Annotated in this window: 15 protein-coding genes; 7 read left to right on the top strand and 8 right to left on the bottom strand. The window is 70.7% G+C overall.

Going from position 1 to position 16,337, the window contains the following annotated elements; all coding sequences use genetic code 11:
* Positions 1-12: 12 nt before the first annotated feature.
* Positions 13-1,134: a helix-turn-helix transcriptional regulator gene (locus OWM54_RS09750; protein WP_267697295.1), complete on the bottom strand. Its 1,122-nt coding sequence runs from the start codon at positions 1,132-1,134 to the stop codon at positions 13-15.
* 194 nt (positions 1,135-1,328) lie between these two features.
* Here OWM54_RS09750 and OWM54_RS09745 point away from each other — a divergent pair, with 194 nt between their 5' ends.
* The 5 genes from OWM54_RS09745 (at position 1,329) to OWM54_RS09725 (ending at position 7,228) form a co-directional block, all read left to right on the top strand.
* Positions 1,329-2,354: a hypothetical protein gene (locus OWM54_RS09745; protein ID WP_267697294.1), complete on the top strand. Its 1,026-nt coding sequence runs from the start codon at positions 1,329-1,331 to the stop codon at positions 2,352-2,354.
* Positions 2,355-2,433: 79 nt separating this feature from the next.
* On the top strand, positions 2,434-2,967 hold the full coding sequence (locus OWM54_RS09740) for a DUF1697 domain-containing protein (RefSeq protein WP_267701113.1): 534 nt from the start codon (positions 2,434-2,436) through the stop codon (positions 2,965-2,967).
* Positions 2,968-2,981: 14 nt separating this feature from the next.
* On the top strand, positions 2,982-3,572 hold the full coding sequence (locus OWM54_RS09735; RefSeq protein ID WP_267697293.1) for a hypothetical protein: 591 nt from the start codon (positions 2,982-2,984) through the stop codon (positions 3,570-3,572).
* A 358-nt stretch (positions 3,573-3,930) separates the two neighbouring features.
* Positions 3,931-4,257 (top strand): hypothetical protein, encoded by a 327-nt coding sequence (locus OWM54_RS09730; RefSeq protein ID WP_267697292.1) that lies wholly within the window; start codon positions 3,931-3,933, stop codon positions 4,255-4,257.
* A gap of 178 nt (positions 4,258-4,435) precedes the next feature.
* Entirely contained in the window at positions 4,436-7,228 is a 2,793-nt protein-coding gene (locus OWM54_RS09725) for a cadherin-like domain-containing protein (RefSeq protein ID WP_267697291.1), read from the top strand.
* 57 nt (positions 7,229-7,285) lie between these two features.
* Here OWM54_RS09725 and OWM54_RS09720 read toward each other — a convergent pair whose 3' ends face one another.
* Positions 7,286-8,155, bottom strand: a complete 870-nt coding sequence (locus OWM54_RS09720) for an SDR family oxidoreductase (protein ID WP_267697290.1) — start codon at positions 8,153-8,155, stop codon at positions 7,286-7,288.
* 101 nt (positions 8,156-8,256) lie between these two features.
* Here OWM54_RS09720 and OWM54_RS09715 point away from each other — a divergent pair, with 101 nt between their 5' ends.
* Positions 8,257-9,081, top strand: a complete 825-nt coding sequence (locus tag OWM54_RS09715) for a helix-turn-helix transcriptional regulator (RefSeq protein ID WP_223750336.1) — start codon at positions 8,257-8,259, stop codon at positions 9,079-9,081.
* A gap of 382 nt (positions 9,082-9,463) precedes the next feature.
* Here the strand turns inward: OWM54_RS09715 and OWM54_RS09710 are convergent, their stop codons facing one another.
* The 3 genes from OWM54_RS09710 to OWM54_RS09700 all read right to left on the bottom strand — a co-directional run bounded on the left by OWM54_RS09710 (position 9,464) and on the right by OWM54_RS09700 (position 12,428).
* Positions 9,464-10,384 (bottom strand): hypothetical protein, encoded by a 921-nt coding sequence (locus tag OWM54_RS09710; protein ID WP_267697289.1) that lies wholly within the window; start codon positions 10,382-10,384, stop codon positions 9,464-9,466.
* A 142-nt stretch (positions 10,385-10,526) separates the two neighbouring features.
* The gene (locus OWM54_RS09705) at positions 10,527-11,480 is read right to left on the bottom strand and encodes a PQQ-binding-like beta-propeller repeat protein (RefSeq protein ID WP_324289060.1); all 954 of its coding nucleotides are present in this window, start codon (positions 11,478-11,480) and stop codon (positions 10,527-10,529) included.
* A 165-nt stretch (positions 11,481-11,645) separates the two neighbouring features.
* The gene (locus OWM54_RS09700) at positions 11,646-12,428 is read right to left on the bottom strand and encodes a helix-turn-helix domain-containing protein (RefSeq protein ID WP_267697288.1); all 783 of its coding nucleotides are present in this window, start codon (positions 12,426-12,428) and stop codon (positions 11,646-11,648) included.
* 98 nt (positions 12,429-12,526) lie between these two features.
* On the opposite strand from OWM54_RS09700, the gene OWM54_RS09695 reads away from it, so the two are divergent.
* Positions 12,527-13,354 carry an NAD-dependent epimerase/dehydratase family protein gene (locus OWM54_RS09695; protein WP_267697287.1) on the top strand — a complete coding sequence of 276 codons (828 nt, stop codon included), beginning with the start codon at positions 12,527-12,529 and terminating at the stop codon, positions 13,352-13,354.
* A 63-nt stretch (positions 13,355-13,417) separates the two neighbouring features.
* Here the strand turns inward: OWM54_RS09695 and OWM54_RS09690 are convergent, their stop codons facing one another.
* From OWM54_RS09690 to OWM54_RS09680, 3 genes are read right to left on the bottom strand one after another with little or no spacing between them, the layout of a single operon-like run.
* Positions 13,418-14,191 (bottom strand): PIG-L deacetylase family protein, encoded by a 774-nt coding sequence (locus OWM54_RS09690; protein WP_223750339.1) that lies wholly within the window; start codon positions 14,189-14,191, stop codon positions 13,418-13,420.
* Positions 14,188-15,474, bottom strand: a complete 1,287-nt coding sequence (locus OWM54_RS09685; protein ID WP_223750340.1) for a glycosyltransferase family 4 protein — start codon at positions 15,472-15,474, stop codon at positions 14,188-14,190. The genes OWM54_RS09690 and OWM54_RS09685 overlap by 4 nt, the downstream gene beginning before the upstream one ends.
* Positions 15,471-16,337, bottom strand: a complete 867-nt coding sequence (locus OWM54_RS09680) for a sugar phosphate isomerase/epimerase family protein (RefSeq protein ID WP_223750341.1) — start codon at positions 16,335-16,337, stop codon at positions 15,471-15,473. The genes OWM54_RS09685 and OWM54_RS09680 overlap by 4 nt, the downstream gene beginning before the upstream one ends.

Raw genomic sequence — 16,337 nt, 5'->3', positions numbered from 1 at the left:
CTCGCGCTCTGCCTACGAGCGAGATGGCCAACCCTCCGTCTCGGCGCTGTGCTCCTGCGCCAGCAGGATGAGCTTGGCCCGGCTGGGCACGGCCAGCTTGGCGTAGACGCGCTTCAGGTGCGTCTTCAAGGTGTTCAGCGAGCTGTCCAGGTCGTCCGCGATGGTCTGGTTGTCCCAGCCATTCAAGACCCGCTCCACCACGTCCATCTCGCGCGGCGTCAGGCGCTTGCGCCACTCCGCGGGAGCCTGCGCCCCGTGCCGCACCTCCTGGAAGATCAGCGCCCACGGCATCCTCCCCGACTGCCCCGGCAACCGCAGGAAGGTCACCTTCAAGCTCCTCCCCGGGCGCCGGAAGGTCAGCACGTCCTGTCCGGAGAGCTGCTGGGGTCCGGAGCGCCGGAGCCCCTCCAGCGCGTCCAGCAGCACCTGCGGCAGGCCGAAGCGGCCACAGGGCGCGTCCGGGAACCAGCGATGCAGCAGCGCCGTGGAGCGGGGCGTGCGCATCAGCTCGGTGGTGGGCGGGCTCAACACGATGCTGTCGAGCCCCGTGTGCCGGAAGAGCTGCTCCAGGAGGTCGCCCTGGTGCGCCAGGTCTTCCAGCATGCGGCAATTGCGCACGGTCCTCGCCAGGATGGGCGTCAGGCGCTGGAGGAAGGCGCGCTCCTTCTCCGTGAACGCCCTCCGGGTCTCCCGGTACAGCGTGAAGCCGCTGTGCCAGCCCAGGCCCATGTCCATCAACACGGACAACACCCGCTCCACCGGCATGTGCATCTCCCGGCAGTACGCATACATGGCGCTGTCCTGCATCTGCCGGCGCGACAGCATCTCGGTGTCCCGCAGCACGGTGTTGGGCCGCCGAATCACCGCGGAGCTCACGAAACACTCGTCTGAAATCTCCGGGTAGCGGTCGAAGAAGACCTGCGGCATGTCCTGGACCATCGGCCAGTCGTATTGGCCGGGCGCCCCTGGATTGGACACACACAGCCCTCCGAAGTCCGCCGCCAGCACGCGTGACAGAATCCGGTGGGACTCCGAGAAGGCTTCCTTCAGGTCGAGCGAGCTGCTCAACGCCGTCATCACCTCCAGGAGCACCTGCTCCCCCTGCATGGAACCCGGCTGACGCTTCACGCGCATGACCTTGTCTCCCCGGTGGCTTCGAGTGTCGGCACGACGTCCGGGGGGATTTCTACCATGCGCGGCAACGACAGCCTTTCCCACGCCCCCTGGGTTCGGAGGGCGTCACCCCGATGGGTGATGCCGGCGCTCGACGGCCCTCCCGTATGTTTCTCGGGCCCGTTCGCCGTGTCTGTCCATTCGCTGGAGGTCCCATGTCCCCGCAGCCGTGCTGGATTCGTCTCACGTCGAGGATGTCATTGCCCGCGCTCCTGGCCGCCCTGAGCGTCATCACCTGGAGCGCGCCGGCCCAGGCGCGAACGCCCGGAGGCATCATCGGCGTCGGGTATTACGGTCATCATGGCCCGCCGCCGTGGGTGGACGCCGCGTGCCGGTTCACGGCGGTCCACAAGCCCTGTGTCTGCGCACTCCCCGCCGTCGCCCCGCTCAATGAGACCCTGGGCTGCTCGAACACGAGCCAGGCGTGGGCCGACCTGGATGCCAAGAACACCTGCACCCGGCTCTGTACGCATCCGGCGAACAACCCGTCCGGCGACGGCGGCACCGTGGCGCGCCCCGGGGGCTCGGCGGACGGCGAGGTCCTGTTCCGGGGCTCCGGCGCCGTGAGGCGCCTGCAGACGGGCGGCTATCTTGGGTTCGTCCCGTACAGCGAGGCGCCTCTCGGGTACGGCCTGGACGTGGCGTGGGTGGCCTCGACGGTCGTGGACGCCACCACCGTGCCCTGGGTCTTCCTGGAGGACCTGGGCCCGGCCATCCAGTGGGATGACCCGAAGGGGACCGCCGCCTTCGTCCAGGCCTACTCGAGCGAGCGTGGTGTGCCCGAGCCCATCGGGACCTGCCGCAACGTCCTGCAGGTCTCCTGTCCGCTGACGGACGTGAAGCTCGGGGACCGCCTCCAGGTCTGCTCGGGGCAGAGCGAGGAGGACGCGAAGCACATCGCCCAGACGAGCTGCGCGCCGCTGCGCTACGAGGCGCTGAGCCGCTCCTGGAGTCCCTGGGCCCTGTATGGCGCCCCTTCGGAGCAGCCGCATCGCGCGCCCTCCGCGACCGTCGTCGCCGTGGGGCCCGGGCAGTTCCTGGGCTACGTCCCGTCCAGTCTCCAGGTCGTGGGCTTCCACGAGGACTGGACCCGGCTGGCCGAGGCGCTGCTGGAGCGCACCGACGGCGCCACCGTGTGGCTCGCCGGCCCGGCGGAGTTCTACGCCCCCAAGGCCGAGTGAGTCCCGAGCGGTTCAGCGCGGCGCGCACCGGGAGCATCCCGGACACCGCGCTTCGGCGCCCGCGTGGCACACTCACGTGATGACTCGTTACGCGCTCCTGCTCCGTGGTGTGAATGTGGGCACGAAGAACAGCCTGCCGATGGCCGAGCTGCGCGCGATGCTGTCGCGGCTCGGCTGCGGCGACGTGAAGACCTACGTGCAGAGCGGCAACGCGGTGTTCACCACGAAGCTCGGCGTGGCGGAGCTCACGAAGGGCATCGAGGAGGCGCTGGAGCAGTTCATGGGGCGGCCCATCGCCACGACGCTGCGGACGCTGAAGCAGCTGCAAGCCGTCGTCGACGGCAACCCGTTCGCGGACGTGGCGACGAACCCCTCCGCCTTGTGTGTGACGTTCCTCTCGGCCGCGCCGACGAAGGCGGAGCTGGCGCCCCTGCATGCCCAGGACTGGGGGCCGGAGCTGTTCCAGGTCGCGGGCAAGGAGATCTACTCCTGGTACCCGAACGGCCAGGGGAAGAGCGCGCTGGCGGTCGCGCTCGGGAAGCTGGCCTTGCGCGGCACGGCCACGACGCGCAACTGGAACACCGTGCTGAAACTCCTGGAGCTGCTCGGCTAGGCTCCAAGGCCTCCATGGCCATCGACTTCATGGTTCTGCCTCTCAGCCGCTACATTGTCGGTGATTTCATCACCCCGGCGATGCGCTCCGCGTGGGCGAGCGGCGTCCCGTATTCCATCATCGGGCCGGAAGGTGCCCGGCCGCTTCCGGAAGGACTGCCATTCGGCGGCCCTGATGCGCCGGTTCGTCGCGCCAGGGTCATCGACATGTTGGTGGAGGACCTGCGGCAGCTCCCAGTCTCCACGCCAGACCCACTGTGGGACGAGCGCTCCGAGGCCGAGCCTCGCTTCCACCGCGTGGACCCCGCCTCGTACGAGGCGCTCCTGGAGGAGGCACGCAGGCCCGGCAAGTCGTTCCTGGGTTTCCGCAAGAGAGGCGAGGGCGACCGCGTCCATGTGGCCGCCATGCTGTTTCTTCCCCGCGACTTCGAGGCGACCTTCGAGATGACGACGCCGCTGCGGCGCCTCACCGGTTCGACGCCCCGGGCCCTGGCGGCACTGGAGCGGATGCACTGGCCCGACAACGCGAAGGCCGCGGTCGACAGCCTCCGCGCCGCGCTCGTGGACTCCCGGGACCACCAGGTGCCGATGATCGTGGACTGGTGAGGGCAGGCCCGAGGGGAGGGGAAAGGGACGTCGTCGGCTCAGGGCGAGGCGGACGTGGGCCGCGACGGGGCCTCCGCCCGGGGCTCGCGGTGGTACACCTTGGCCACGCTGCGCCACCTGCCGTCCACCTTGAGCACCGGGTCCTCGCCCTCCGCCGATATGCCTGGAGAGTCTTCGGCGAGTGGCGTCCACGCCCGGTGAGCCGCCCTGGGGGGCGGTGAGCGGGGGCGCTGGACCGACAGGGGCGCCGGTGAAGCCGCGCGTGCTGCTTCCGAGCAGGCGGACCCGTGAGGTCTGCTTCTCGGGGACTGCTGGATAGGTCATGATTCTCCTTCCCCCTTGTCGTGAAGGAGTCGCCATGCAATCCAAGCGTCTCGTCGTGTCCCTGGTCGCGATGTGCAGCCTGTCCCTGGTCGCCTGCGGTGGTGGAGCCGAGTCCGAGCTCGACGCGCCGGAGGGCGAGGTGATGGCGAGCACGGAGCAGGGCATCGGCATCCCGCCCAACTGCCCGAACAACGACCTCATCTACTGGTTCGAGAACATCCGCGCCTGTGTGGTGAAGTGCGGCGCCTCGCGCATCCAGGCCACCCCCGCCACGCAGTACGCCGGCTGTCAGTCGAACCTGCCCGCCACGCGCACGCTCATCAACGTGAACTACTGCATCCCTGGCTGCGACCTGCAGTAGTCCCTCTGTCCCAGGGCCGGGACACTGGCTGTGCGCCGTGTCCCGGTGGCCCTCGGGCCGAGTCGTTCTGTCGAGTGGCGCGTTTGTCCGTGCGACCCGCGCCGCCGGGCTCCGTTATGGGGGCAGCACCCCACCGGGTTCCTCCGGTCATGGGGGGCTTCTTCCTGTGAGGGGGCTTGTGAAGCACCAACGCGTTCGTTCGTACCCGAGACTTCCGTCCGTTCCCTGGCCGCGCACCCTGCTGCTCTGCGTGGCCCTGGCCGCGTGTGGAGGAGGCGAGGACAAGAAACCCCCCACGCCCCCGCCGGCGGCCAACACGGCCCCGTCCGGGCATGACGACCTGCTCGCGACCGATGAGGACACCGCCCGGGTGATTCCGGGCGCGTCGCTCGTGTCCAACGACGTCGACGCGGACGGCGACTCGCTGACGGTGACGGCCGTCGGCAAGGCGACCCATGGCGGCGTGACGCTGGTGGGCGGCACCGTCACCTTCACCCCGGAGGCGGACTTCTTCGGAACCGCGACGTTCGAGTACACGGTGGGGGATGGCCGCCTGACGGACACCGCGCGGGTCACCGTCACGGTCAACGCCGTGAACGATGCCCCTGTCGCCGTGGCGGACAGCGCGAGCACCGACGAGGATGTCGCGCTCGTCGTCCCCGCGGCCACGCTCGTCGCCAATGACACGGACGTGGATGGGGACACGCTCTGGGTGGTGGGCGTCGGCGCAGCGACGCATGGCACCGTGACGCTCGCGGATGCCAACGTCACCTTCACCCCGGAGGCGAACCACCACGGGAGCGCCAGCTTCGAGTACACGGTCAGCGACGGGCTGTTGACGCACACCGCGACGGTGGCCGTCACGGTCCGCTCCGTGGAGGACGCTCCGGTCGCCGTCGCCGACACCGTGTACGCCCGGAGGAATACCTCGCGGTACATCAAGGTCGAGGAGCTCACCGCGAATGACGACATGGGCGATGGCTTCCTGCTCAACCTCGCTGGCGTGGGCTCGGCGGTCCATTGCACCGTGAAGATCGACGGCGGGATGATCGACTTCAGGCCGGAGGCGGACTTCACCGGGTCGGCGACGTTCCAATACACGGTCCGGAATCTGGCCGGCACCACCAGCGCGAGCGTGACCGTCATCGTGGGCGAGGCGCCCGTGGCCGTCGACGATACCGTGAGCACCCTCGAGGACACCGTGCTGGTCATCCCGACCGCCACGCTCGTCGCGAATGACGTCGACGTCGACACCGACGACCTCCTGGTGGAGGGCGTCTACTCGGCCACGAATGGCACCGTGAAGCTGGAGGGGCAGAACGTCATCTTCACGCCGGCGGTGGACTTCTTCGGGACGGCGACGTTCAGGTATGAGGTCTCCGACCGGGCCAGCTTCAGCTTCGGGACGGTGAGCGTCACCGTCAACCCGGTCAACGACGCCCCCGTGGCCGTCGCGGACTCCGCCGTGGCCCGCGCGGAGGTCGCGCTGCGCATCCCCGTGGCGACGCTCCTCTTCAATGACCGCGATGTGGAAGGGGACGCGCTGGCGGTGACCGGAGTCTCGAACGCGCGCAACGGCACGGTCGAGCTCGTCGGTGACGCCGTGCGATTCACGCCCGCGGCGGGCTTCGTGGGCGCCGCCGGCTTCGAGTACCAGGTGACCGACACCCACGGCGCCACCGGCACCGGCTCGGTCGAGGTGCGCGTGCGTGGCTACGCGGTGAAGTCCGTCTTCGCCGGGGTGGGGACCACCTGCGCCGTCTACACGGATGGACGGCTCAAGTGCTGGGGGGAGAACGGCAAGGGGCAGCTCGGGCTCGAGCACACCGACAACCGAGGTGGCGGCCGTGGCTCCGTCCTGATGAGCAACCTCCCCTTCGTCGGTGTGGGCACGGACGCGCGCGTGGCGACGATGGGCCTGGGGGAGGGCTTCAGCTGCGCGCTCCTCGAGGGAGGCGCGGTCAAGTGCTGGGGAGACAACGCGCAGGGCCAGCTGGGGCTCGGCGACACGCGGCGCCGCGGAGACGGCCCTGGCGAGATGGGCGACGCGTTGCCCCGGCTGGACCTGGGCGCGGGGCGGACCGCGAAGACGCTCGTCAGCGGGCTGAATCACCTGTGCGCCATCCTCGATGATGGGGCGGTCAAGTGCTGGGGTGACAACGGGAATGGCCGGCTGGGGCTCGGCGATACGGAGCACCGCGGAGATGGCCCGGGGGAGATGGGCAACGCGCTGCCTGCCGTGAGCCTCGGCACGGGGCGGACCGCGAAGGCGCTCGCCGCGGGAGGTCGTCACACGTGCGCGCTCCTGGATGACGGCTCGGTCAAGTGCTGGGGCGATAACAACTGGGGCGAGCTGGGGCTCGGTGACACGGCGGAGCGCGGAGCTGGCCCGGGCGAGATGGGCGACGCGCTGCCTCGGGTGAACCTGGGCACGGGGAGGACCGCGAAGGCGATTGCCGCCCGTGAGTTCTCCACGTGCGCGCTCCTGGATGATGGCTCCATCAAGTGCTGGGGCGGCAACCAGTACGGCGCGCTCGGCCTCGGCGACAAGGTGCACCGGGGAGACAACGCGGGTGAGATGGGAGACGCCTTGCCGCGAGTCGACCTGGGGACGGGGCGGACCGCGAAGGCGCTCACCGTTGGCGGCATCTACACCTGCGCGCTCCTGGATGACGGCTCCGTCAAGTGCTGGGGCGGCGGCTACTGGGGGCAGCTCGGGTCCGGCGACTGGAACGAGCGTGGAGGCGCGCCGGGCGAGATGGGCGAGGCACTGCCCCGGGTGAACCTGGGCGCGGGTCGCGCCGTGACGTCCCTCGTGGCGGGCTACCACCACACGTGCGCCACCTTCGATGAGGGCAGCGTCAAGTGCTGGGGCGGCAACGCCAGCGGGGAGCTGGGGCTCGACGACGAGGACCACCGCGGAGACAACCCGGGCGAGATGGGCGAGGCCCTCCCGCCCGTCGAGCTGTAGTCACACGAGGACGGCGCGGACGGGCGGGGCTTGCCCGTCCGCGCTCCCTCGCGCCCGTCAGTAGTCGGGGTGCTCGATGTCCGCGAGCAACGCCGGGCCGGTGGGGTTCCATCCCAGCACGGCCCGCGTGCGCTCGCTCGAGCCCGGCATGTCGGCCAGGGCGAAGTCCGCGAGCCAGCCGAAGTGCTCGCGGCCGCGCGGCTCGACCGGCACGCCCAGGCGGCGGCCGATGACCCGCGCGATGTCTCGCAGGGCGACGCCTTGCTCCGCGATGGCGTGATAGACGCGCTCGCCCACGCCGTGCTCCAGCGCCAGCCGATACAGCCGGCCCGCATCCGACACGTGCACGGCGGACCAGCGATTCGTCCCCTCACCCAGGTACGCCGACACACCCTTCTCGCGCGCCAGCTGAATCAGGAAGGGCACGAAGCCGTGGTCTCCCACGCCATGGACGGAGGGCGGCAGCCGCACCGTGGCCACGCGGACGCCGCGCTCGGCCAGCTGGATGGCCGAGGCCTCCGAGCGGCGCGGATAGTCGGGGCGGTCGACCGGCAGGTCGGCCTCGGTGGGGACGCGGCCGGGCGCCAGCCTCGCCATGCCGGACGTCACCAGCAGCGGCTTGTCCGTGCCGGCCAGGGCTTCACCCAGTACCTCGATGGCGCGCTGGTCCTGTCTGGCGTTGTCGGCGAACTTCGAGAAGTCGTGATTGAAGGCCAGGTGGATGACCGCATCGGACTGCCTGGCCGCGTCAGCCAGCGCCCCCAGGTCGTCCAGGGTGGAGCGCAGCACCCGGGCGCCGGTCCGCGCCAGTCCCGCCGCCTTGTCCTCCGAGCGGGCGAGCCCCAGCACCTGGTGCCCGGCCCCCAGCAGCTCCTGGACCACGCGCGAGCCGACCCACCCCGTGGCTCCGGTCACGAACACGTTCATGTGCACCTCCTGTTTGCGTGAGAGGCAGGCACTGTGGGCGCGTTCGCCATCCTGTTAAAGTCGAGAGCTTATCCAGGTATGGCGACCAACAGGATGGGCGTATGGCCAACGAGACTCCACTGGGTGCCTATTTGAGGGAGCGGCGGACCCGGCTCGACCCGATTGCGTTGGGCTATCCGGCCGGTCGGCGGCGCACGGCGGGGTTGCGGCGCGAGGAGGTGGCGCAGCGGGCCCACATCAGCCCCACCTGGTACAGCTGGCTGGAGCAGGGCCGGGGCGGCGCGCCCTCGGCGCAGGTGTTGGACCGCCTGGCGCAGGCGTTGATGCTGACCGACGTCGAGCGCGAGCACCTGTTCCTGTTGGGGCTGGGGCGGCCACCGGAGGTGCGGTACCGGCCCGTCGAGGGTGTCACACCGCGCTTGCAGCGCGTGCTGGATGCGATGGGCGTCTGCCCGGCGATGGTCCACACCGCGACGTGGGACATCGTGGCCTGGAATCGCGCCGCGACCGTGGTCCTGTCCGACTACGGCACGCTGCCGCCGGACCGCCGCAACGTGTTGCGCCAGATATTCCTGAACCCGAAGGCGCGCGAGCTCAACTTCGATTGGGAGTCGGTGGCGCGGTTCGTGGTCGGTGTGTTCCGCGGCCACGCGGCCCGCGCCGGGGCGGCCCAGACGGTGCAGCCGCTGGTCGACGAGCTGTGCCGGGACAGCCCGGAGTTCGCGGCGATGTGGCGCGAGAACGACGTGAGGTCCTTCGGCGAGGGCGTGAAGCGGCTGCGCCACCCCGTGCTGGGTGCCCTCACGCTGGAGTACTCGTCGTTCGCCGTGGATGGCCGGCCCGACCTGGCCATGCTCGTCTACAACCCGATGGAGGAGGCGGACGCGGTGAAGATTCGCGGGTTGATGGAGGGCCGGGGCGCATAGGGGCTTTGCGCAAGGGCCTCACGCGAAGCGCAGGCCCGAGAGCTGCTCCGACTCGTGCCACGACCGTCGGGCGGCCGCCTCGTCCCTGGCGCGCGGGGGCACCTTCGCGTCAGCGGGCAGGCCCCGCGTCTCTCCGAGGTTCCTCGGGCCGTAGTAGCGAGCGGGTTGATGGGCGTGCTCTCGCCCCTCGTGCGAGGACTCGCGCCACGCTGAGCGAGGTTCGGGCAGGGCCGAAACCTGCGCGACTCCCGCTTCACCTCGCGAGGTCCGTGGAAACCCAACAGCCCTGCCGGGTTCGACAGGGGAGTCCGGAGCTCGAAGCAGGCAGCGCGGCGGCCTTCCGTGGGGAGGGCCGCCGTCTCCATGCCGGGAGGCACCGTGGCTACTTGGGCGCCACCGTGCCGGTGAACGTGCCACTCAGATCCCCGAACGCGTGGAGGCTGAAGACCATGGTGGACTGGAACTCGAAGGGGGTCGTCTCGGGATAGCCGCCTGGGTCCACGGTGCCCCTGAACGGCTGGCTCTCATGTGAGACGAAGTCGAGCGGAGCGCCGCTGCCCACGCCCTCAATCAGGAAGGTGCTGAGCACCTGATACCCGTTCGGGAGGCTGGTCACCCTGAAGAGGAAGGAGCGCCCCTTGAAGAAGGGGGACACGTGCTTCTCCAGCAGGGCCCCGTCCGGTCCGCCGAACTGGACGAAGATGGGGCCGGTCTCCACGGAGAGGGCCTTCGGGCCGCCTCCCTCCCTGACCACGCGAGAGGTCTCGAAGCTGATGACGAAGGGCACGCTCTTGCCCACCAGCGACGCGAACTCGGAGTCCGGAGGACCTTCGTGCTGGGTGAACGTCAGGGTGCCTGAGATGGAGCCCCCGTTGTCCACCTGGATGCCCACGTCCACGCCGCCGCTGCCCGCGAGCTTGAAGAGGTAGCGCACCTCGGTGAGCTTCCCCTGGATGACCGAGAAGGCCAGCACGGAGGGCGACAGTCGCTGGGCGCTCAGGGGCGTACCGGGTGCCGACAGGCGCTCCAGGTGCCAGCTGCCCCCCAGCTCGATGGTGTAGTCGCCCTCGATGAGTGGCACGGTCAACGTGTCGGCGGACGTGTCCGAGATGAACACCGTCTGGGCGCCCGTGATGTTGAACGTGGCGCCGACCAGCTTGACCGCCCCCTCGGGGCTCTGCGCCGTCAGCGGCAACCGCAGCGTCCCCTGCGTGGCTTCGGAGGACGGCTCCAGCCCAGCCCCATCACCACAGGCCACCAACATCACCGCGAGGAGACACGTACCCCACCTGCTCAATCCCATTCCTTGACACTCCTGCCGTGAGAGGAGTCACGGGTAGGGACGCGTGCCGCGTTCGTCAAGTGTGGGGCTGCTCGATTCGGGGCGCCGCCCGACTCCCAGACCCTGTGCGGTCCACCGAGTGCCCCGGCGCCGTGGGGCGCCGCTACGCCAGCGCGACGACGGCGCGGTCACAGCCGACGTAGAGGGTGCCGTCGGCGATGAGCGGTGCCGTCGTCACGCGATAGGGGGCCCTCCACCGCCAGCGCTCCGTCCCTTCCCGAAGCGTCCAGGCGTGTACGGCGTTGCGGGCCCCCATGTAGACGAGCCCCCCGGCGATGGTTGGTGAGACCGTGCTGGCGGGTGGTTTGTCGAGCGCGACCGACCAGCGCTCCTTCCCGGTCTCCTCGCCCACGGCGTGGAGCATCGAGTGATAGCCGGTGAAGCACACGACACCGTCCGCGACGGCGGGCGCTCCCCAGAGCGCGCCGGGCGTCTGGTAGACCCAACGCTGCTCGCCGCTGTCGAGGTCGAGCGCGTGAAGGCGCTGTCCCAGTCCGGACAAGGCATAGACCGTGTCGCCGTGGACGGCGGGGGCTCCGCCATGGCTCATCGAACCGGTCTCCACCGACCAGCGCTCGGCCCCCGTGGCGCGGTCGAGCGCGACCACGTGTCCCTGGGTGAAGCCCTGGCAGGTCCCGACGATGACTTGCGCTCGCGTCACGCTGACCGCGGACTGCACGCTCCCGCCACAGCGGAGCTGCACGCGCCATTGCTCGGTCCCCGTGCGCGCGTCGATGGCGAGGACCGCGCCGGACCGGGTCCCCACATAGACGACGTCGTCGACGACGATGGGCGAGGAGGTCGCCTCGGAGTCGCATGAGACGCTCCAGCGGAGGGCGTGCGTGCCCAGGTCGACGGCGTGACACTGCCCGCCGCCGACGACGAAGAGCAGGCCCCGCGCGACCATCGGATGCGAGAGGCTCTCGGGGCTGGCGCCGCCGACCCGCACGCTCCAGAGCTCCTTCCCCTTCGCGAGGTCGAGCGCGTAGAGCCTGTCGTTGTCGTAGTTCGCGAACAGCACGCCGTCGTGGATGGCGGGCGTGTTGCGCGTCGTCACGAGCGCGCGCGGCGCGAACTTCCAGCGGGCTCGCTTGACCGCGAGCGGTCCCGTTCCCTCGAAGTGTCCGGTCCGCGCGGCATTGGCGCCGAAGAAGATGGAGCGAGATGCGTCCGACAGAGGGGGTCTCCGGCCTGGGGGGGCAGTGGGGCACTGGCCCGGGTGTCAGCTGATCAACTCCGTCGCTCGGAGCTCACGGAGGAACCCCTGGGGCGTCAGACCCGTGAACGCGCGGAACTCGGCGATGAGGTGCGCCTGGTCGTAATAGCCGGCGTCGGCGGCGATGTCCGCCCAGTGGGCGTGTTCGTCCTCGGATGCGGCGCGCAGCGCGCGATGGAAGCGGACGAGCCTGGCGAAGGCCTTGGGACCCACGCCGACGGTCTCCCGGAACACGCGACGCAGATGTCTGTCGCTCACCCCGATGTCACCCGCGACGTCGTTCACCGTGCCGCTCGAGAGCCGCTCGGCGGCGTCGAGGGCGAGACGTGGGTGGGCGCGGCGTCCGTCGGTGCGCGCGAGGCGTTCGGCGATGGCGCGCTCCAGGATGTCCGCCGCCTGGGCCGTGTCGTCGGTGTCGCCGAGCCGCGCGAAGAGCCGCCGGGCCGCGGCATCGCCCCACAGGTCCTCGAGTGCGACGATGCTTCCGACCAGGGCGGAGGCCGGGACGCCGAGCACCGCCTCATGCGCGCCCAGGTGAAGCCGCGCCGTCACGGTCCGCTGTCCGTGGTGGATGTGCTTGCGACGCACCCGCTGCATTCCGCCCATCGCGTGTGCATCCAGGCCCCTTCGCGCCGCCGGCCCGAACCGAACGACGAGATGGACCTCGGGCCGCGGAATCAGGAGGCCCCGCACGTCGTGGTCGCGCTCGTCCACGAACAGCGCGGCCACAGCGGACGCCACCGAGGCGCCCGGCGCGAGGTGCTGGCGATGGACAAGGCCCGCATGCATGCCCTGACTCTGGCCCGCGCTCGACGGCGGCGCAAGCGTGGGGACACGTGTCCGTTTTCTCCAATCCTCGCCGCGCCTGGGCGGGCGAAGGTCGGCCCATGAAAATCCTAGTCACCGGAGCGACCGGAAAGGTCGGAAGCCGACTCACCCAGCGACTCGCCGAGCGGGGCCATGACGTGCGTGCCCTCGTCCGCGAGCCCACCCGCGCTGTCTTCCCGAAGGAGGCGCGGGTGGAAATCGCCCAGGGCGACCTGCTCGACGCGGGCTCGCTGGTGCCCGCCGTGCGCGGCGTCGACGCCGTGGTCCACTGCGCCGCGTTCTTCCGCGGCGCGACGCCCGAGCAGGCGCACGCGGTCAATGACCTGGGCACGCAGCACCTCGCGGCCGCCGCACGTGCCGCGTCCGTGAAGCGCTTCATCTTCACGAGCACCGGCCTGGTCCATGGCTCGACGGGGGGACGGCTCGTCGGCGAGGAAGACTCCTGTGCGCCGACCGTGGCCTATCCGGTGAGCAAGCTCGCCGCCGAGCGCTTCCTCCTCGGAGTCGAAGGGCTCGACGTGCGGGTGCTGCGCCTGCCGTTCGTGTACGGCGACGGGGACCCACATATCGAGGAGGTGGTGCCGATGATGCGCGGCTTCCCGGCGGCCCAACGCATGTCGATTGCCCACCACGCCGACGTCGCGCAGGCCGTGGCACGTCTGCTCGAGGCGCCTTCGCCGGCGCACCGCATCTACAACGTGGTCGACGACGAGGCGCCTGACCTCGCCACGCTCTTCGCATCGGTGGGGCAGCCCCCGCCCGATGGCTCGAACGCCGAGTTCGCGCGCGCTTTCGACGTGCTCCTCGACGGGCGCCGCATCCGCGAGGACCTCGGGTTCAAGCCGGTGTTCCCCCGCCTCGCCGACGCGCTCGCGGCGGGTGCATAGAACAGACGTGCTCCCGGAGCAGCTTCAGCCAGCGAGCCCCGACGCATTCCGCCGAGCCGTGCGTCAGCGCGGGGATGCCGTCGGGAGTTGCTGACCCAGGAAGACCTCCGCGGCTCCCGAGCGTCCGTGGGCCTCCGCCTCCCGGTGGTGGAAGGCTTCCAGCATCGGTCCCACGCCCTCCGCGCCGCCGAACTGGAAGCCCAATTGGGTGCCGTAGCAGAGGCAGCCCTCCACCTTGGTCGTCAGGTGCGCCGTGATGTCCACCGCCAGGGGCCGCGGCTCCCGAGGCAGCGCCGGGTCGGGCTTCGCGCCCGGCTGGCGCACGGCGTAGGGCGTGTCGCGGTAATACCAGACGCGGTGGGACGGGATGCCCAACCCCCGCGCCGCGCGCACCACCTGAACGTGGTCCACGTGGCTCCCCAGCGCCTGCGGCACGAAGACCCGGCTGGGCGTCAGCTCCCACAACACCGGCTTCAGACGCCGCGCCACCTCCGCCTGGATGGCGTCATCCTCTCGCGGGGGATGGAACAGCGCCTCCGCGCTCGCGTAGCCCCGGTGCGGCGCCTCCTCCAGGTCCGCCCACGCCAGGACGTCCACGCCCAGCCGCTTCGCGAACGCCCGGTCCTCCTCTCGCCGGAGGGCCATGTAGTCCACCTCCGGCCCCAGCCCCTTCTCTGTCTGGCATTTCAGCGCGAAGCCCCGGGGCTCCGGCACCGAGCGCGTGAAGACGGTGATGAGCGCCACCGTCCACCCCTTGGCCTTCAAGGCCGCCAGTGTCCCCCCACACGAGAAGGCCACGTCGTCCAGGTGCGGCGACACGAAGAGGGCGGTGCTCATAACAGGTGCGGCGCCGCCCGGAACCTACACGAGGGGTCCGCGCTCCGCTGCGTCGTCGCCGGGTCATACACGTTCGTCCACCGCGTGTCCGGCCGCGTGCCGGTCAGCGCCTTGTACACTCCCTGAATCTGTCGCCCCACCGTCCGCCACGAGTACAGCTCCCGCACTTCGCCGAGCGCCGTCGTCGCGAGCCGTCTTCGCAGCGGCGCGTCGTCCATCAGCCGCCCCATGGCCTCCGCCAGCGCGACGCTGTCCCTCGGTGGCACCAACAGCGCGTCCCGCCCGTCCTCCAGGCAGTCCACCACCCCCACCGCCTTCGTGGACACGATGGGCAGCCCCGACGCCATCGCCTCCAGCAGCGTGTTGGAGAACCCTTCCGAATACGTGGGCGACACGAACAGGTCCCCACTCCGGTACAGGTCCGGCGCCTGCGCGTAGGTGGACACGCCCGTCAGCTCCACCGTGCCCCGAAGCCCCTCCGCCTCCACGCGCGCGCGCACCGCCTCCACGTCCGGCCCGATTCCAGACACGCGCAGCCGGAACCGGCGCCCCTCCGCCACCAGCCGCTTCGCCGCGTCCAGCAGCTCCATCACGCCTTTTCGCGCGTCCACCCGGCCGTGGTACAGCCACACCGGCACGTCCTGCGGCTCCCCCAGCCTCGACTCGTTGCGCGGATGGAAGCGCTGGGTGTCCGTGGCGCCCGGGACGATGGTGAACCGCTCCAGCGGCGTCCCATGGTGCCCCCGCACCTCCTCCGCGAAGGACCGGCTGCCAATCAACAGCGCCCCCGAGTGGCCCAGCACCGCGAGCATCGCCTGCTTGTGCGTCCCACAGCACGTCCCCACCCAGTGTCCGTCACCGCCCTGGATGGAGACGACGTTGGGCAATCCCAGACGCCGCGAGGCCTCCAGCGCCGCCAGGCCACAGGGATAACCATACTGGGCATGGATGAAGTCGAAGGGCCGGCGCCGGTGCTCGCGAACCACCGTCTCCACCAGGTCCTCCACGTCTTGCTCGAAGCTGGCGGGCTGCCCCTGGTTGATGCGTTGCTCGCCCCGGGATTCGCACCCCAGCACGTGCGCGCCCGGAATCCCTGGCGGAGGCCCGCCCCCATACACCGCCATCCCCGCGGCGTCGTTGCGGTACTGGCTCACCATCGTCACGTCATGCCCGCACGCGACCAGCTCCCGCACCAGGTTGAGCGCATAGACACTCATCCCCGAGATGGCCGGGAAGAAGCGCCGGGAGATGAAGCAGATTCGCAGCGGGCTCACGGTGTTCACGCCGCCACCTCCGCGCCCGTGGGCAGCCGCGCCCTCAGCCACTCCAGCGCCCCGGGCACCATCTGATGCGCCCGGTGCGCATCCCTGGACAACTCCACGCACACCAGCCGGTCGTAGCCCGCGCGCGTCAGCTCCCGCAGCACCGACGGCACGTCCACGTCCCCCTCGCCGAACGGCAGGTGCTCATGCACGCCGCGCTTCATGTCCTCCAGCGCCACCGTGCCCAGCACCGGCGCGAACTCACGCACCGCCTCCGCCGGCGCCCGCTCGCCGGTCACCAGCAGGTGCCCCACGTCCAGGGCCAGGCGCACTGGAGGCGCGCCCGCCGCCACCACCCGCGCCTGCAGCAGGCTCCAGCCGTCCACGGTGTCCACCAGCATCCCCGGCTCCGGCTCCACCGCCAGCACCACCCCGCGCGCCGCCGCGTACTCCGACAGCCGGGCCACTGCGTCCACCAGCCACGGCCAGGCCGCCTCCTGCGTCACCTCGGCGCGGGGGACCCCCGCCCAGAAGGACACCGCTTCGCCCCGACACGTCGCGCACACGTCCACCGCGCGCTCCAGGAACTCCAGGCGCCGGGCCCGACCCGCGGCGTCCGGCGTGATGAGCGTGGGCTCGTGCTTGCGCCGGGGGTCCAGCAGGAATCTCGCCCCCGTCTCCACCACCAGCCCCAGCCCCAGCCGCTCCAGCAGCGCGGCGAGCTGGCCGCTCCGCTGCTCGAAGTCCGGCGCGAACGGGTCGAAGTGGTGGTGGTCCAGCGTCAACGCGACGCCGTCGTAGCCGCTGTCCGCGATGAGGCGCAGCGCGTCCTCGAAGCGGTGGTTGGACACGCCGTTGGTGTTGTACGCGAAGCGCAGCGCCAT

Source organism: Myxococcus sp. MISCRS1, assembly GCF_026626605.1.
In the GTDB taxonomy this organism is placed as follows: Bacteria; Myxococcota; Myxococcia; order Myxococcales; family Myxococcaceae; genus Myxococcus; species Myxococcus fulvus.
The sequence above is the reverse complement of the archived record's forward strand: the minus strand, read 5'-3'. Positions and strand labels throughout refer to the sequence as shown.

What these genes read in the sequence shown, in the direction of transcription:
- OWM54_RS09720 (WP_267697290.1), bottom strand. Translation starts at nt 8,155, where the DNA reads ATGAACGTGTTCGTGACCGGAGCCACGGGGTGGGTCGGCTCGCGCGTG.
- OWM54_RS09680 (WP_223750341.1), bottom strand. Translation starts at nt 16,337, where the DNA reads ATGGCGCTGCGCTTCGCGTACAACACCAACGGCGTGTCCAACCACCGC.
- OWM54_RS09730 (WP_267697292.1), top strand. Translation starts at nt 3,931, where the DNA reads ATGCAATCCAAGCGTCTCGTCGTGTCCCTGGTCGCGATGTGCAGCCTG.
- OWM54_RS09690 (WP_223750339.1), bottom strand. Translation starts at nt 14,191, where the DNA reads ATGAGCACCGCCCTCTTCGTGTCGCCGCACCTGGACGACGTGGCCTTC.
- OWM54_RS09750 (WP_267697295.1), bottom strand. Translation starts at nt 1,134, where the DNA reads ATGCGCGTGAAGCGTCAGCCGGGTTCCATGCAGGGGGAGCAGGTGCTC.
- OWM54_RS09745 (WP_267697294.1), top strand. Translation starts at nt 1,329, where the DNA reads ATGTCCCCGCAGCCGTGCTGGATTCGTCTCACGTCGAGGATGTCATTG.
- OWM54_RS09700 (WP_267697288.1), bottom strand. Translation starts at nt 12,428, where the DNA reads ATGCATGCGGGCCTTGTCCATCGCCAGCACCTCGCGCCGGGCGCCTCG.
- OWM54_RS09710 (WP_267697289.1), bottom strand. Translation starts at nt 10,384, where the DNA reads ATGGGATTGAGCAGGTGGGGTACGTGTCTCCTCGCGGTGATGTTGGTG.
- OWM54_RS09735 (WP_267697293.1), top strand. Translation starts at nt 2,982, where the DNA reads ATGGCCATCGACTTCATGGTTCTGCCTCTCAGCCGCTACATTGTCGGT.
- OWM54_RS09695 (WP_267697287.1), top strand. Translation starts at nt 12,527, where the DNA reads ATGAAAATCCTAGTCACCGGAGCGACCGGAAAGGTCGGAAGCCGACTC.
- OWM54_RS09715 (WP_223750336.1), top strand. Translation starts at nt 8,257, where the DNA reads ATGGCCAACGAGACTCCACTGGGTGCCTATTTGAGGGAGCGGCGGACC.
- OWM54_RS09740 (WP_267701113.1), top strand. Translation starts at nt 2,434, where the DNA reads ATGACTCGTTACGCGCTCCTGCTCCGTGGTGTGAATGTGGGCACGAAG.